12 protein-coding genes are annotated in these 15,165 nt (G+C 63.7%); 3 read left to right on the top strand and 9 right to left on the bottom strand.

What is annotated here, in order from left to right; all coding sequences use genetic code 11:
* Positions 1–105 precede the first annotated feature (105 nt).
* The 4 genes from MTX21_RS11420 to MTX21_RS11405 form a co-directional block, all read right to left on the bottom strand.
* Positions 106–531, bottom strand: a complete 426-nt coding sequence (locus MTX21_RS11420) for a CBS domain-containing protein (RefSeq protein ID WP_280964905.1) — start codon at positions 529–531, stop codon at positions 106–108.
* A gap of 189 nt (positions 532–720) precedes the next feature.
* Entirely contained in the window at positions 721–2,043 is a 1,323-nt protein-coding gene (gene oxlT / locus MTX21_RS11415) for an oxalate/formate MFS antiporter (RefSeq protein WP_280964904.1), read from the bottom strand.
* A gap of 260 nt (positions 2,044–2,303) precedes the next feature.
* Complete coding sequence (gene oxlT / locus MTX21_RS11410) at positions 2,304–3,590, bottom strand: oxalate/formate MFS antiporter (RefSeq protein WP_280964903.1); 1,287 nt, start codon at positions 3,588–3,590, stop codon at positions 2,304–2,306.
* Between the two features lie 246 nt (positions 3,591–3,836).
* Complete coding sequence (locus MTX21_RS11405) at positions 3,837–3,974, bottom strand: hypothetical protein (protein ID WP_280964902.1); 138 nt, start codon at positions 3,972–3,974, stop codon at positions 3,837–3,839.
* Positions 3,975–4,334: 360 nt separating this feature from the next.
* Here MTX21_RS11405 and MTX21_RS11400 point away from each other — a divergent pair, with 360 nt between their 5' ends.
* Positions 4,335–5,666: an Hsp70 family protein gene (locus MTX21_RS11400; RefSeq protein WP_280971025.1), complete on the top strand. Its 1,332-nt coding sequence runs from the start codon at positions 4,335–4,337 to the stop codon at positions 5,664–5,666.
* Between the two features lie 249 nt (positions 5,667–5,915).
* Here the strand turns inward: MTX21_RS11400 and MTX21_RS11395 are convergent, their stop codons facing one another.
* The 5 genes from MTX21_RS11395 to MTX21_RS11375 all read right to left on the bottom strand — a co-directional run bounded on the left by MTX21_RS11395 (position 5,916) and on the right by MTX21_RS11375 (position 11,603).
* Positions 5,916–6,359: an SRPBCC family protein gene (locus MTX21_RS11395; protein ID WP_280964901.1), complete on the bottom strand. Its 444-nt coding sequence runs from the start codon at positions 6,357–6,359 to the stop codon at positions 5,916–5,918.
* A gap of 155 nt (positions 6,360–6,514) precedes the next feature.
* A complete protein-coding gene (locus MTX21_RS11390; protein WP_280964900.1) occupies positions 6,515–7,204 on the bottom strand; it encodes a hypothetical protein in 690 nt (229 codons plus the stop codon).
* Between the two features lie 415 nt (positions 7,205–7,619).
* Positions 7,620–8,897 carry a formyl-CoA transferase gene (gene frc / locus MTX21_RS11385; RefSeq protein ID WP_280964899.1) on the bottom strand — a complete coding sequence of 426 codons (1,278 nt, stop codon included), beginning with the start codon at positions 8,895–8,897 and terminating at the stop codon, positions 7,620–7,622.
* Between the two features lie 153 nt (positions 8,898–9,050).
* Complete coding sequence (gene oxc / locus MTX21_RS11380; RefSeq protein WP_280964898.1) at positions 9,051–10,784, bottom strand: oxalyl-CoA decarboxylase; 1,734 nt, start codon at positions 10,782–10,784, stop codon at positions 9,051–9,053.
* An 87-nt stretch (positions 10,785–10,871) separates the two neighbouring features.
* A complete protein-coding gene (locus tag MTX21_RS11375; RefSeq protein WP_280964897.1) occupies positions 10,872–11,603 on the bottom strand; it encodes a GntR family transcriptional regulator in 732 nt (243 codons plus the stop codon).
* A gap of 313 nt (positions 11,604–11,916) precedes the next feature.
* Here MTX21_RS11375 and MTX21_RS11370 point away from each other — a divergent pair, with 313 nt between their 5' ends.
* On the top strand, positions 11,917–14,046 hold the full coding sequence (locus tag MTX21_RS11370; protein WP_280964896.1) for an acetate--CoA ligase family protein: 2,130 nt from the start codon (positions 11,917–11,919) through the stop codon (positions 14,044–14,046).
* 250 nt (positions 14,047–14,296) lie between these two features.
* Positions 14,297–15,145: an IclR family transcriptional regulator C-terminal domain-containing protein gene (locus tag MTX21_RS11365; RefSeq protein ID WP_280964894.1), complete on the top strand. Its 849-nt coding sequence runs from the start codon at positions 14,297–14,299 to the stop codon at positions 15,143–15,145.
* Positions 15,146–15,165: the final 20 nt, after the last annotated feature.

The following is a 15,165-nucleotide window of genomic DNA, read 5'->3' as shown; positions in this document are numbered from 1 at the left end:
CTCGCGAGGGGAGCAGGAACGGGTTTTCTGGGCACGACAAGGCCCGGTCCGGCTCGGACAGATCCGAGCCGGGGCCGGAAGTCACAGGGGAATGGTGCGGCGGCTCTAGGCCGCTTGCGGCGTAGAGTTGGCGGCTTCGTCGACGGCGGCCGCAATGTCGCGCATGCTGATGACCGAGACGAGGCTGTAATCGTCGATCACCGGCAGGTGGCGGATGTGGTGCCGGTTCATCAGGTGACGGACGTGCTCGATCGTGTCGCTCGATGTGCAGGAGACGAGCTGCTGCACCGAGACGAGCTGCGAGACCTTGATGTTGACACCGTTCGCGCCGTGCTCGGCGATGGCGCGCACCACGTCACGCTCGGTGAACATGCCGACCGCGGTGTTGCCTTCCGAGCGGACGACGTCCTTGACCACCAGCGCGCTGATGTTGTTGGCGCGCATCAGCTTGGCGGCGATACCCACCGTCTCGTTCATCCGCACCGTCACAACGCGCGACGTCTTCTTGCGCAGAATGTCTCCGACCAGCATTGCAACCTCCCTGGGTGAATGTATGGGTGAAATTCTGGTATACATTATGCCAAGCGTCAAGCGCTGGATTTGGTTGATCCGAAAAATCTTGCGGCAGCAATATTGACGTTTTCGCGCGCGAGCGCGGGGCAAAAGAAAAGGGGCGCCGTGCAGCGCCCCTTTCCGACCGATGCAAAAGGCGTGTGGTCGCTACGCCGTCTCGGTCTTTGCGGTGCTCGTCGCGGTATCGGCGCTCTCGGCTTCCTTGCCGAGGATGAAGGAGCGGCGCAGCGGCTTGATCACGAACAGTGCCATCAGCGCGGCCGTGGCGTTCAGCGCCACCGCGACCACGAACACGGCCTTCCAGCCGTAGGTCGCCGAGATCACGCTCGCCAGCGGCACCAGCAGCGACGCGGTGCCCTTCGCGGTGTAGAGCATGCCGTTGTTGGTGGTGGCGAACTTCGAGCCAAAGGTGTCGCCGCAGGTTGCCGGGAATAGCGAGTAGATCTCGCCGAACACGCCGAAGTAAACCGCGGTCGCCAGCACGAACACCACCGGAATGTGACCGTAGGCCGACAGCGTCAGCAGCATCAAGGCAGCCGTGCCGAACGCGATGAACATGGTGTGCTCGCGGCCGATCGTGTCGGAGACAAAGCCGAAGAACGGGCGGCCGAAGCCGTCGAAGATGCGGTCGAGCGAGATCGCGAAGGTCAGCGCCGCCATCTGGAAGCCGGCGAGCGTCACCGGCGTATTGGCGATCTTGAAGTCGTGCGCGATCGGGGCGATCTGCGCCGCGGTCATCAGGCCACCGGAGGCGACCATGACGAAGACGAGATACATCACCCAGAAAATAGGGCTGCGCAGCACCTGCGGCGGGGTGAAGTCGATCTTGGTCTGCGGCAGGTTGAGCTGCTTCTTCTTCGGCGGGATCGCGATGCGCGGCGGCTGGATGAAGAAGGCGAGCACGAAGACGATCAGGCCCTGGCCGATGCCGAAGGTGAAGAACGCGTTCTGATAGCCGCTCGATGCGATCATGGTCGCGATCGGCACCACGGTGATCGCAGCGCCTGCGCCAAAGCCCGCGGCGGTCGCGCCGGCTGCAAGGCCGCGGCGGTCCGGAAACCACTTCAGCGCGTTGCCGACACAGGTGCCGTACACCGCGCCGGCGCCCACGCCGCCGATGATCGCGGCCGCGTAGAGCAGGGTGAGGCTGTTGGCGTAGGAATTGAGAATCCATGAGAGCGCGATCATCACGCCGCCAAACATGATGACGATGCGCGGGCCGTACTTGTCGACGAACCACGCCTCGACCGGTACGAGCCAGGTCTCGGTGACGACGAAGATGGTGAAGGCGAGCTGGATCGCAGCGCGTCCCCAATGGTGGGCCGCGTCGATCGGATCGACGAACAGCGTCCAGCCATATTGCAGGTTGGCGATCATCGCCATGCAGACGATGCCCATGACGAGCTGGAGCCAACGGAAGCCGGTACGAAGGGGCGCGGCGGTGACAGCGCCCTCGGTGCTGGAAATCATCAACAACCTCCCAATGCGCCTGTCTGGTGGCGAACCAGGTTGCCAAGATGACCTGATGTCGCAAATGTTGTGGCTTATCGTCGCAAGCGCGGCGCGCACCTTGGTATACCATATCCCAGAATGCAAGTCCTAACTTGCTCCAGGGGGCAGGAAAATGCGCGGTTCCCTTCGGTTTTGCGGAATTGGATGATCTTCGGCCAAAACGAAAACGCCCGGCCACAAGGGCCGGGCGCGTCGAGCGAAGCTTCTTTGAAGGCGTATCAGACGGTCGATCGCGCGACCACCGTCTTGCGCCAGGGTTTCAGCACCAGGATCGCGAGCAGCGAAGCCAGGATGTTGGCGCCAGCCGCGATGATGAACACGTTGTCCCAATGGCCCGAGGTCTGCTGCATCAGGTTCGCGATCGGCACCAGTAGCGCGGCGGTGCCTTTTGCGGTGTAGAGCAGGCCGGCATTGGTCGTGGCGAACTTCGCGCCGAACGTGTCGGTGCAGGTCGAGGGGAACAGCGAGTAGATCTCACCCCAGGCGAAGAACACGAAGCCCGAAAGGATCACGAACCATACTGGATCGTGCCCGAGCAAATACAGCGCGTAGATGCCGATACCCTCCATGCCGAAGGCGAGAAACATCGTATTCTCGCGACCGATCATGTCGGAGATCCAGCCGAAGAACGGACGCGTCAGGCCGTTGAGCACGCGGTCGATCGTCGCCGCGAACGTCACCGCCGTCATGGTCATGCCGATCAGCGTGACCGGAACGGCGTCGACCTTCCAGTCGACCGCGATCGGCTTCAGGTTCGCCGTCACCATCAAGCCGCCGGCGCCGACGATCACGAACATGAAGTACATCAGCCAGAAGATCGGCTGACGCAGCACTTCGGTCGGCTGGTAGTTGCGCCGGGTCTGCTGCAGCGTAGCGTTCTGCACGGCGGCCGGCGTTTGTCCTGCCTTTGGCGCAATCAGGAAGAAGGCGAGGATGCAGACGATGATGCCCTGGCCGAGACCGAAAAACAGGAAGGTGGACTGGAAGCCGCTATCCTTGATCATGGCCTGGATCGGCGCAACGGTGAGTGCGGAGCCCGCACCGAAGCCCGCGGCCGTGATGCCGGCGGCAAGACCGCGCTTGTCGGGAAACCATTTCAGCGCGTTGCCGACGCAGGTGCCATAGACGCCGCCGGCGCCGATGCCCGCGATGATCATGCCGAGATAGTAGCCGTTGAGCGAGGTGGCCTTGGCGTTGATCACCCAGCCGAGCGCGCAGAGCACGCCGCCGACCAGCACGACGATGCGCGGGCCGTATTTGTCGACGAACCATCCTTCGACCGGCACGAGCCAGGTCTCGAACAGAACGAACAGCGTGAAGGCCCACTGGATCGAGGCACGATCCCAACCGAAAGTTTTCTGGATGTCGGGGACGAAGAACGTCCAGCCGTATTGATAGTTGGCGATCATCACCATCGCCGCGACGCCGATTGCCAACTGAGCCCAGCGATAGGTGTCGCTTACGCGTCCGGCCGTGGGGGCCGTTGCCTGCACCATGTCCGTCATAAAACCTCCCGAGGCGCCTCTAATTTCTTGCGAGCGCTGGGACGGCATTCTTGTATTCATTATGCCAAGGGTTCAAGCGCCGGTCCGGTCACCGTGCGCAAATGCCGCAGGCCTTCCCGGCTGCGGTTGTGACTCGGGACAGCACAAATAGAGATGGCCCCGTCGTGCGGGGCCATTCATCAAAAGTAGCATATCGACGGTTTTGAAACCCGCGCCGCCTTATCGCAATGCGGGAAAGGCGAATGCTTACAGGCCGAAGCGGGGCTGGTCGCCGTTGCGGTTGGAGATCTCGGCGCTGGCCATCAGGAGGCGATCGAAGGTGGCGATCAGGCGGGCGAGCAGCGAAGAGGTAGGCTGGAGCGCAACGGAAGCGGTCTTGGACATCGGAGTTCCCTTTCTCGAGACGGTCGGTATTGCTGTCTCATTTCGAAGGGCAATCTATGTATACCAGATGCCAGAGTCCATGCACGCCATTGCATAGCAGCATGCGATCTACCGCATTGCAGCATAATGGTCCGTTAAAGGGGCCATTCCGGGTTTAAAATTACGAGAAAGCCGCGAGGTGAATGCCTTCCCCGGTCGCAGCAAGACGTGGAGGTGGGGCGCACTGTTCCGCCTGAGGCGGACCCGGCGCCACCGCGGCGGCGAATTCCGACGGGGCCACACTGGACCGGGGTCTTGGCAGGGCAATCCAAAGCCGCTAGTGGTCTGCCCCCTTTTTCCAAGCATCTGTCAGAGTGGTTCATGTCGAGCGCCTCGTCCGCCGTCTCGATCGGCATTGATTTTGGGACCAGCAATACGGTCGTCGCGCTCGCGTCGGACGACCGCCGGGTCGAAGCCATTCGCTTCGATCATGGCGGACAACGGCACAGCGTCTACGTGTCGGCCCTGTGCTTCTGGGAGGACCGGCCGGGAAGTGGAGCCCTGGCCGAAGGCGGCCCGTGGGCGATCGAGCAGTTTCTCGAAGGACGCCACGTCTACCGCTTCCTCCAGTCGTTCAAGACCTTCGCTGCAAGTAGCAGCTTCAATTCCACCCAGGTGTTCCGGCAGCGCTACCGCTTCGAGGACATTCTCGCGGCGTTTCTGCGAACGCTGGCGCGCCATGGTGGAGACAGGTTCGGCTTCGATGCGGCAAACATCGTGGTCGGCCGCCCCGTGCGTTTCGCCGGTGGCAATCCCGACGAGGCGCTGGCGATGCAGCGCTATCGGGCCGCATTCGAACGCCTGGGCGCCGGCCACGCGCGCTATGTCTATGAGCCCGTGGGCGCCGCGTTCTCGTTCGCCCGCCGGCTGGAGCGCGATGCCACCGTCTTGGTTGCCGATTTCGGCGGCGGCACCAGCGATTTCTCGGTGATGCGTTTCTCGCGCGCAGGCGGCAGCTTGCGCGCCGAGCCGCTCGGCCATGCCGGCATCGGCATCGCGGGCGACACGTTCGACTATCGCATCGTCGACCACGTCGTCTCGCCGCGGCTGGGAAAAGGCTCGAGCTTCCGCTCCTTCGACAAGGTGCTGCCGCTCCCCAACAGCTACTACACGAACCTCGCGCGCTGGCATCAACTCGCGATGATGAAGAGCAGCGGCGAGTTGCGCGAACTGCGGGAGCTTGCACGCACCGCGCTGAAGCCGGCTCCGCTCCACGACTTCATCACCATCGTCGACCTCGACCTCGGCTTTTCGCTGTACCGCGCAGTGTCCGATGCCAAGGTCGCGCTGTCGGCCCGGGATCAGGTGGACTTCCGCTTCAAGGGCGGCGGGGTCGAGATTGGCGCAGCCATCACGCGGAAAAACTTCGAAGCCTGGATCGCCGACGATATCGCCCGGCTAGGGGCCACCATCGACAAGGTGCTGGGCGAGGCCGGCATCACCGCGCGCGAGGTGGAAAAGGTGTTTTTGACCGGCGGGACCTCCTTCGTGCCCGCCGTCCGGCGGCTGTTCGCCGACCGGTTCGGCAACGAACGGCTGATGTCGGGAGACCAGTTCGAGTCGATCGCCTACGGCCTCGCCCTGATCGGACACAGTCCCGACCCGGACCGCTGGACCGCGGCCGGTGGACTCAAGGCGAGGGCGGGCGCGTAGCCCACGGTCAGGCGGGCTGCCGACGGATGCCAAGCAGAGCAGGGCTTCCGCATTTGATAGAGAACATCGTCGTCCCGGGGCGCGCATAGCGCGAGCCCGGGACCCATAACCCCAGGATCGTGTTTGGCGAAGATCGGTGGCCCATATCCCGCGCCACAACGATTGCCCGGGGTTATGGGTCCCCGCCTGGGCGGGGACGACACCGAGCTCTTTGAAGCGGCTGCATGGCCCGCTGATCCGGCGCTCTTGTTACTGCTTGATCTCGGGCTCGACGAGCCTTGCGAGATTCCGCAGCGACTCCTGCCAGCCGAGATAGCAAGCCTCGGGCGGGATGACGTCCGGGATGCCCGCCTGCGTAACGTCCAGCTCGGTGCCGACAGAGACTTTCTTCAGCGTCACGGTCACCTGAATTTCGCCGGGCAGATTGGGGTCCTCGAATTTGTCGGTATAGCGCAGCCGTTCACCCGGAACGAGCTCGACATATTCGCCGCCAAACGCGTGGCTGTTGCCCGTCGTGAAGTTCCGGAACGACATTCTGAAGGTGCCGCCGACCCTGGGCTCGAGGTGATGGACCGTGCAGGCAAAGCCATTGGGCGGAAGCCATTTCGCCAGCGCGTCCGCCTCGAGGAAGGCGCGATAGACTTTCTCCGGGCTGGTCGCCAAGACGCGGTGCAGGCGTACGGTGCTGGGCATGCTCGTTCATCCTTTCATTGATGGGCGCGGCGTTGACGATGATCGCCCATTCATGCCCCGAGGACGAACGAGACGTTGCCGGTCCGACACGACATCGCGGATTTTCTTGTTGGCTTTTGTGTGGAGCGCCGTTGCCGATGCTGTGGCCGGAGCGGCTAAATCGCCGTCACATCCTGCGGCGTCATCGTGAACGCAAGCCTGTAGCGGCCGATCGTCGGGTTGTCCCGCGCGCCCGCAGCGCCAAGCACTGCCGGCGAAAGCTGGTTGGTCAACACGCTCTCGACCACCGCGGAATCGTAGCCGGACAGCAGGGCGATCCAGTCGGCCGCGCCGTCGGCGCCCCGGATCTGCTGCTCGGTTGTGGGCGCGCTCGTGCTGGGGGTGTCGGTCAAGAGCAGGTGGGCGCCGGTCAATCCCGGTTGCGGTGCGAGTGCGCGGAGCGTCTCCGCGAGTGCGGCCTGAAGGTCCGCCTCGCGTCCGGTATCCGGCGACAGCCTGATGGTGGCGAGCAAGGTTGCGATGCCGCCACCAAAACTCGCCGCGACCCGGCACTGGCTGCGGACCATGCCGAGATGATGCGGCATCATCTTGGTCGACCAGGGCGTCGGCGCGTTGAGCCGGTCGAGATATCCGCGCGATGTGAGGGTTTCGTACTGCGCCAGCTCGTAGAGCACGAAGAAGCCCTCGGCGTCCTCCGTGCTGGTCCACCGCGATCCGCGCCGGAAGCCGGGAATGCTCATCCGCTCCGGAAAATGCTCATGCGAATGCCAGTCGCCGAACTCCGAGCGTTGCTCGGCGCCAACGCTCCACCACATCGCGACGGCTGCCTCGCCCAACAATGACATGCTGACCTCAATGCTCTTCTGCAACTCGACGGCAGCAGTGCCAGCGAAAACCAGAGGATCGCCGAAGATGAGCATCAAGGCCTTGCCGCCGCAAGATGCGACTCGGCCCTCGTGATCTTAGCGCCCCGGGGGACGTCTTCCGAATTGCGCCATGATAGCTTGGTGCCACTGTTTTGCCCGACGTGTCAAAGGGCTTCGTAAAATCGAAAACGGTGGCGCCGGCACTTGACAGCTACTTTGCATGGGGTTGTTTTTCAAATTTTGGTGGGAGCCCGCGAGCGGGAGAGGGCGCGCGTCTGCTTCGCCGCTTGTTGTGCCTATGTCGGGCACGCCATCCGACCCGCTTGCCGGATGATTCCCCATGCAAAAAGGGCCGCCTGAACAGGCGGCCCTTTCGTCTCGGAAGTGCTTCCGCTTACTCGGCGGCCTGCTTCTGCGGCGGATCGAGCGCGCCGGACTTGTGGATCTCGGCGACCTGGTGATCCGAGAAGCCCAGCACCTGGCGCAGGATCTCGTCGGTGTGCTCGCCGAGCAGCGGGGAGCGCTGCACGTCGCTTGGGCTATCCGACAGCTTGATCGGGTTGCCGACCGAGAGATACTTGCCGCGGGTGGGGTGATCGACCTCGACCACGGTGCCGGTCTTGCGCAGCGACTGGTCCTCCGCGATCTCCTTCATCGACAGGATCGGGCCGCAGGGGATGTCGTCCTTGTTGAGGATTTCCATCGCCTCGAACTTGGTCTTGGTCATCGTCCACTGTTCGATGCGGGCGAAGATTTCGTTGAGCCGCGGCAGGCGCGCGGCCGGCTTGGCGTAGTTCGGATCGGTCTTCCAAGTCGGCTCGCCGATCACGTCGCAGATCTTCTCCCAGACCGGGGCCTGGGTGATGAAGTAGATGTAGGCGTTGGGATCGGTCTCCCAGCCCTTGCACTTGAGAATACGGCCGGGCTGACCGCCACCCGAGTCGTTGCCGGCGCGCGGCACGGCGTCGCCGAACGGAATGCCTTCGCCGAACTGGCTGTATTCCTTAAGCGGGCCGTGGGCGAGACGCTGCTGGTCGCGCAGCTTGACGCGGGCGAGGTTGAGCACGCCGTCCTGCATCGCAGCCGTGACGCGCTGGCCCTTGCCCGAATGGGTGCGGTGGTAGAGCGCGGTGACGATGCCGAGCGCAAGATGCAGGCCGGTGCCGCTATCGCCGATCTGCGCGCCGGTGACGAGCGGCAGGCCGTCGCGGAAGCCGGTGGTCGAGGCGGCGCCGCCGGTGCACTGCGCGACGTTCTCATAGACCTTGCAGTCCTCGTACGGCCCGGGGCCGAAACCCTTGATCGAAGCGACGATCATCTTCGGGTTGATCGCTTGAATCCTCTCCCAGGGGAAGCCCATGCGATCGAGCACGCCGGGGCCGAAGTTCTCGACCAGCACGTCGCATTTCTTGATCAGCTCGGTCAGGACTTCCTTGCCCTTGGGGTTCTTGGTGTCGAGCGTGATCGAGCGCTTGTTGTGGTTGAGCATGGTGAAATACAGGCTGTCCACGTTCGGGATGTCCTGTAGCTGGCCGCGGGTGATGTCGCCGACGCCCGGCCGCTCCACCTTGATCACGTCCGCGCCGAACCATGCCAGCAACTGCGTGCAGGTTGGTCCGGACTGGACGTGGGTGAAGTCGAGAATGCGTACGCCCGTGAGCGCCTTTGTCATCGTGTCTGCTCCTTTTCCAATCTGTTGCCGTCATGCCCGCGAAGGCGGGCATCCAGTATTCGCTGCAAGTTCAGTCGGGCTCAGTGTTCGCCATCAAGGATGGTCGGCGATTACTGGATTCCCCGCCTGCGCGGGGAATGACCCGATGAGTGTTCACTTCTTCTTCTGCAGGACGCTCTGCGGATTGAGGTTGCCGATGCGGCCGCTTTCCGAGCCTGCGGCCGGATCGATCACTGCGTTGATCAGCGTTGGCTTGCCCGACTTCATCGCCTCGTTCACGGCACGCTTCAATTCGTCCGGCGAGGTGGCGTTCACGCCGACGCCGCCGAAGGCTTCCATCATCTTGTCGTAGCGCGCGCCCTTGACGAACACGGTGGTCGCGGGATCGGAGTTGGCGCTGTTGACGTCGGTGCCGCGATAGATGCCGTCATTGTTGAAGATGACGACGCAGATCGGCAGGTTGTAGCGGCAGATGGTCTCGACCTCCATGCCGGAGAAGCCGAAGGCGCTGTCGCCTTCCACGGCCAGCACGGGGTTGCCGGTCTCGAGCGCAGCGGCGATCGCCTGGCCCATGCCGATGCCCATCACGCCCCAGGTACCGACATCGAGACGCTTGCGCGGCTTGTACATGTCGATGACGCCGCGGGCGAGGTCGAGCGTGTTGGCGCCCTCGTTGACCAGGATCGCCTCGGGATACTCCTTGATCACGTTCTTCAGCACGCCGAGCGCACCGTGATAATCCATCGGCGACTTGTTGTTCATGAGCTTCGGCGCCATCTTGGCGACGTTCTCTTCGCGCTTGGTCGAAACAGCCTTGGTCCATTCGGCCGGCGGTGCGGTCCAGCTCGAACCCATCGCCTGGTTGAACGCTGCGACGACGGAGCCGATGTCGCCGACGGCGGGCGCGACGATCTCGACGTTGGAGTCCATCTCCTTCGGCTCGATGTCGACCTGGATGAACTTCTTCGGCGCTTCGCCCCAGCTCTTGCCCTTGCCATGCGAGAGCAGCCAGTTGAGCCGCGCGCCGATCAGCAGCACCACGTCGGATTCCTTGAGCACCGTCGAGCGGGCCGCACCGGCGCACTGCGGATGCGTGTCGGGCAGCAGACCCTTGGCCATGCTCATCGGCAGGAAGGGCACGCCGCTCTTCTCGACGAAGGTCTTGATCTCCTCGTCGGCCTGCGCGTAGGCCGCGCCCTTGCCGAGGATGATGAGCGGGCGCTTGGCGCCCTTGAGCACGTCGAGTGCGCGCTTGACCGAAGCAGGCGAGGGGATCTGCGCGGGAGCTGCGTCGATCACCTTGACCAGCGATTTCTGGCCGGCATCGGCGTTCATCACCTGGCCGAACAGCTTTGCCGGAAGGTCGAGATAGACACCGCCGGGACGGCCCGAGACCGCGGCGCGGATGGCGCGGGCAAGACCGATGCCGATGTCCTGGGCGTGCAGCACGCGATAGGCCGCCTTGCACAGGGGCTTTGCGATCGCGAGCTGGTCCATCTCCTCATAGTCGCCCTGCTGCAGGTCGACGATCTCGCGCTCGGAGGAGCCCGAGATCAGGATCATCGGGTAGCAGTTGGTGGTGGCGTGGGCGAGCGCGGTGAGACCGTTGAGGAAGCCGGGCGCGGAGACGGTGAGGCAGACGCCGGGCTTCTTGGTGAGGAAGCCGGCGATGCTCGCCGCGTAACCGGCGTTCTGCTCGTGGCGGAACGAGATCACGCGGATGCCGGCGGCCTGCGCCATGCGGCCCAAATCCGTGATCGGGATGCCCGGCACATTATAGATGGTGTTGATGCCGTTCAGCTTGAGCGCGTCGATGACGAGATGGAAGCCATCCGTCAGTTCCTGCTCGGTGCCCGGTGCTTCGGACTTGGTCGCGGTATTCAGCATGGGCCTTGTCTCCCTGGTCTCAAGGTGCCGTTTTTGGCTTTGGGGGCGAATGGTTCGCCCTTCTGGTGAACGTTGCTAGCTCAAGAGCTACGTGAATAGTTCCTGGCCGTGGGCTTCGACGTAAGCCGCAAGGCCAAGGGTGTGATCGCGGGCGCGCTTCTCGGCGAGCTCGGTGTCGCGCGCTTCCAGCGCTTCGATGATGCCGAGATGCTCGGGCAGCGAGGTCGCGGTGCGGTCCTTCCGCCCGATGGTCAGTTGCCGATAGCCGCGCACGTGCAGCAAGAGATCGTTGGTGAGATCGACCAGCACCGGCGATTCCGACAGCGAGATCAACGCCTGATGGAAGGCGATGTTCGCCTTGGAATATTCCTCGACGTGATCCTCGGGCAGGCGGTCCTTGCCGAAATCCTTGAAGAAGTCGCGCAGCGCCGAGATGTCCTTCTTGCGCGCGGTGGTGGTGATCAGGCGGGCCGCCATGCTCTCCAGCGCGGCCCAGGCGCGGATCATGTCGACGATCTCGCTCTTGGTCCTGCGCACCACCATGATGCCGCGGCGCGGAACCGTCTTCACGAAACCGTCCTGCTCGAGCATGGCAATCGCTTCGCGGATCGGCGTGCGGCTGACACCCAGGCGTTCGGACAGCGCGCGCTCGTCCAGCATCACCGGCTCGGGCGTCGAGTAGATGTCCATCTTGAGGATCGCTTCCTTCAAGGCGTCATACGCCTTGTTCTTGAAGCTGCTCTCCGGGGCAATACGAACGATTGCGATGTCTGCCTCGGCCATGTTCGGCAACGCCTTGGTTGGTTTCCGCAGGGACATGACGATTCTCCTCCTCTAGGGGAGTCGTCTTTTACAGGATTATTTACCGGAAAGTTTTTGGCATACCACATGCCAGAATGTCAAGCTGCCTATTTTTTGCGGCGTTCTAAGCCATGCGGCGGCTTGACAAGTTGGCTTCTGGCATACCAAATGCCATCGCCAGCCATTTTTGATCCAAGCCGGCGGAGTAGTCTTGGCCTTACGCCACTCCGTTCCGCGGCATGGAGCAGAGCGCGGCGAATGGCAAGCATCACTGGCGGCCGCAATACGCGCGCGCTTTGCAAAGCAAGAACTGAGGTCAAGGGAGAATCATATGTCCAATTCCAAAGATGCCGTCCGCAAGGTGCTTGACCAGGTCAAGGCGGACAAGCGCACCAGCCTGACGGCGCCGGAGGGTAAGCTGGTCTGCGACGCCTACGGCATTCCGGTGCCGAAGGAGGGGGTCGCGAAGTCGGCCGGGGAGGCCGGTAAGATCGCCTCCTCGATGGGCTTCCCGGTCGTGATGAAGATCGTCTCGCCCGACATTCTCCACAAGACCGAAGCCGGCGGCGTCATTGTCGGCGTGAAGACGGCGCAGGACGCCGAGAAGGCCTACGAGACCATTCTCTCCAACGCCAAGAAGTACAAGGCCGACGCCAAGATCGAGGGCATCCAGGTGCAGCAGATGCTGGCCGGCGGCACCGAAGTGATCATCGGCTCGATCACCGACGGCTCGTTCGGCAAGCTGGTCGCCTTCGGCCTCGGCGGCGTGCTGGTCGAGGTACTGAAGGATATCACCTTCCGCCTTGCGCCCGCGACCAAGGAAGACGCGCTGTCGATGCTCGACGGCATCCAGGCGCATGAGATCCTCAAGGGCGTGCGCGGCGGCGAGCCGGTGAACCGCACGGCGCTGGCCGACGTCATCGTCAAGGTCTCGCAGCTCGTTTCGGACTTCCCGGAAATCGTCGAGCTCGACCTCAACCCGGTGTTCGCGACCCCGAAGGATGCGACCGCCGCCGACGTCCGCATCGTCGTCGATTTCGCCTACAAGCCCAAACCGAAGCCGCGCCCGACCGAAGAGATCGTCGCCGCCATGAACCGCATCATGCAGCCGAAGGCCGTCGCCGTGATCGGCGCCTCGGCCGAAGACGGCAAGATCGGCAACTCCGTGATGAAGAACCTCATCAACGGTGGCTACAAGGGCGAGATCATTCCGATCCATCCTAAGGCCCCCGAAATCCTCGGCTACAAGGCCTACAAGAGCGTCAAGGACGTGCCGGGCGTCATCGACGTTGCGGTGTTCGCAATCCCCGCGAAGTTCGTCGCCGGCGCGCTGACCGAGTGCGGTGAGAAGAAGATTCCGGGCGCGGTTCTGATTCCCTCGGGCTTTGCTGAAGCCGGTGCGCCGGAATTGCAGGCCGAGATCGTCGAGGTCGGCAAGAAGTACGACATTCGCCTGATGGGGCCGAACATCTACGGCTTCTACTATACGCCGGCGAATCTCTGCGCGACCTTCTGCACGGCCTACGACGTGAAGGGCCACGCGGCGCTGTCCTCGCAGTCGGGCGGCATCGGCATGGCCATCATCGGCTTCTCGCGCTCGGCGAAGATGGGCGTCTCCGCGATCGTCGGCCTCGGCAACAAGTCGGATATCGACGAGGACGATCTGCTCGCCTTCTTCGAGCAGGATCCGAACACCAATCTGATCGCGCAGCACTGCGAGGACCTCAAGGATGGCCGCGCCTTCGCGGAAGCGGCAAAACGCGTCTCCAAGAAGAAGCCGGTTGTCGTGCTCAAGGCGGGCCGCACCTCGGCCGGCGCGAAGGCCGCGTCCTCGCACACCGGCGCGCTTGCCGGCAACGACCGGATCTACGAGGACGTGTTCAAGCAGTCGGGCGTGATCCGCGCCCGCAGCCTGCGGCAACTGCTCGAATTCGCCCGCGGCGTGCCGGTACTGCCGACGCCCAAGGGCGAGAACGTGCTGATCATCACTGGCGCTGGCGGCTCGGGCGTGCTGCTGTCGGACTCCTGCGTCGACAACGGCCTGTCGCTGATGTCGATGCCGCCGGATCTGGATGCTGCCTTCCGCAAGTTCATCCCGCCGTTCGGCGCTGCCGGAAATCCTGTGGATATCACCGGCGGCGAGCCGCCGATCACCTACGTCAACACGGTGAAGCTCGGCCTGTCCGATGATCGCATCCACGCGCTGATCCTCGGATACTGGCACACCATCGTCACCCCGCCGATGGTGTTCGCCCGCAACATGGTCGAGGTGAAGAAGGAAATGGAGGCCAAGGGCTTCGTGAAGCCCATGGTCGCCTCGCTCGCCGGCGACGTCGAGGTCGAGGAAGCCGCCGAATATCTCTACCAGAACGGCATCCCGGCCTATGCCTATTCGACCGAACTGCCGGTCGAGGTCTTGGGCGCCAAGTACAAGTGGGCGCGCGGGGCAGGGCTGCTCTGAGACGAGGAAGTGCCGCTTCGGAAGTCTTCCGAAGCGGCATTTTCATCTGAGGACGTTTGCTTGCCTCGCGCCGCTTGCGGGGAGAGGTCGAATCGAGCGGAGCTCGAATTCGGGTGAGGGGGACTCTCCGCGAGTCCATCTCTTACCGTGATCGCGGAAGCAGCCCCTCACCCCGACCCTCTCCCCGTAAGAACGGGGCGAGGGAGAGGAGGCAGCTCGCGCTTTGTCTGATTGACGAATGCAGGTCGCGATGAGCAAGAACGTGATCCGGCGCAAATCGCTCGAACCTCGATCGCCGGCGGAGGCCGACTCTGAGGCGCGCGACGGCGGCGTGCAGTCGGTCGACCGCGCGCTGTCGATCCTGGAGACGCTGGCCGAGGACGACGAGGGCTATCGCCTCAGCGATCTCGCCGTCCGTACCGGGTTGTCGACCTCGACCGTGCACCGCCTGCTGGCGACGCTGGAAAGCCGCCGCTTCGTGCAGTTCGACCGCACCCAGTCGAAATGGCATGTCGGCGTGCGCAGCTTCACGGTGGGCGCGAGCTTCGCGCGGCGGCGCAATTTTTCGGCCCAGGCGGTCCCATATTTGCGCAAGCTGCGCGATCTCACCCGCGAAACCGCAAACCTCGCCGTGGTCGACGACGAGTTCATCATCGTGCTGACCCGCATGGAGAGCCGCGAGATCATGCGATCGCTTACCAAGGTCGGTGGCCGCGTCGCGATGGTCACCTCCGGCGTGGGCAAGGCGGTGCTCGCGACCTATTCCGACGAGGATGTCGGCGCCATCATCCGCCATCACGGCATGCCGAGGCTGACCGAGAAGTCGATCGTGCGGCCGAGCGATCTGTTCCGCGAGCTCGCGCGAATCCGCGAGCAAGGCTACGCCATCGACGACGAGGAAGCGCAGATGGGCCTGCGCTGCGTCGCCGCCGTGGTCTATGATGATCGCGCCGAACCGCTGGCCGCGATCTCCGTCTCCGGCATGACGAGCCGCATCACGGACGAGCGTTTGCCGGAGATCGGTTGCGTCGTGCGCGAGACGGCCGCGGAGCTCACGGCGGCGCTGGGTGGTGTGATGCCGGGGACGAAGCGGGTCTGAATAGATCTCGCGATCTCGAT

Source organism: Bradyrhizobium sp. ISRA430 (assembly GCF_029909975.1).
GTDB lineage: Bacteria > Pseudomonadota > Alphaproteobacteria > Rhizobiales > Xanthobacteraceae > Bradyrhizobium.
Note: the sequence above shows the minus strand (reverse complement) of the source record. Positions and strands in the feature narration are given on the sequence as shown.

Coding starts and splice junctions, on each gene's coding strand:
- MTX21_RS11420 (WP_280964905.1), bottom strand. CDS start 531: ATGCTGGTCGGAGACATTCTGCGCAAGAAGACGTCGCGCGTTGTGACG.
- oxlT (WP_280964904.1), bottom strand. CDS start 2,043: ATGATTTCCAGCACCGAGGGCGCTGTCACCGCCGCGCCCCTTCGTACC.
- oxlT (WP_280964903.1), bottom strand. CDS start 3,590: ATGACGGACATGGTGCAGGCAACGGCCCCCACGGCCGGACGCGTAAGC.
- MTX21_RS11405 (WP_280964902.1), bottom strand. CDS start 3,974: ATGTCCAAGACCGCTTCCGTTGCGCTCCAGCCTACCTCTTCGCTGCTC.
- MTX21_RS11400 (WP_280971025.1), top strand. CDS start 4,335: ATGTCGAGCGCCTCGTCCGCCGTCTCGATCGGCATTGATTTTGGGACC.
- MTX21_RS11395 (WP_280964901.1), bottom strand. CDS start 6,359: ATGCCCAGCACCGTACGCCTGCACCGCGTCTTGGCGACCAGCCCGGAG.
- MTX21_RS11390 (WP_280964900.1), bottom strand. CDS start 7,204: ATGTCATTGTTGGGCGAGGCAGCCGTCGCGATGTGGTGGAGCGTTGGC.
- frc (WP_280964899.1), bottom strand. CDS start 8,897: ATGACAAAGGCGCTCACGGGCGTACGCATTCTCGACTTCACCCACGTC.
- oxc (WP_280964898.1), bottom strand. CDS start 10,784: ATGCTGAATACCGCGACCAAGTCCGAAGCACCGGGCACCGAGCAGGAA.
- MTX21_RS11375 (WP_280964897.1), bottom strand. CDS start 11,603: ATGTCCCTGCGGAAACCAACCAAGGCGTTGCCGAACATGGCCGAGGCA.
- MTX21_RS11370 (WP_280964896.1), top strand. CDS start 11,917: ATGTCCAATTCCAAAGATGCCGTCCGCAAGGTGCTTGACCAGGTCAAG.
- MTX21_RS11365 (WP_280964894.1), top strand. CDS start 14,297: ATGAGCAAGAACGTGATCCGGCGCAAATCGCTCGAACCTCGATCGCCG.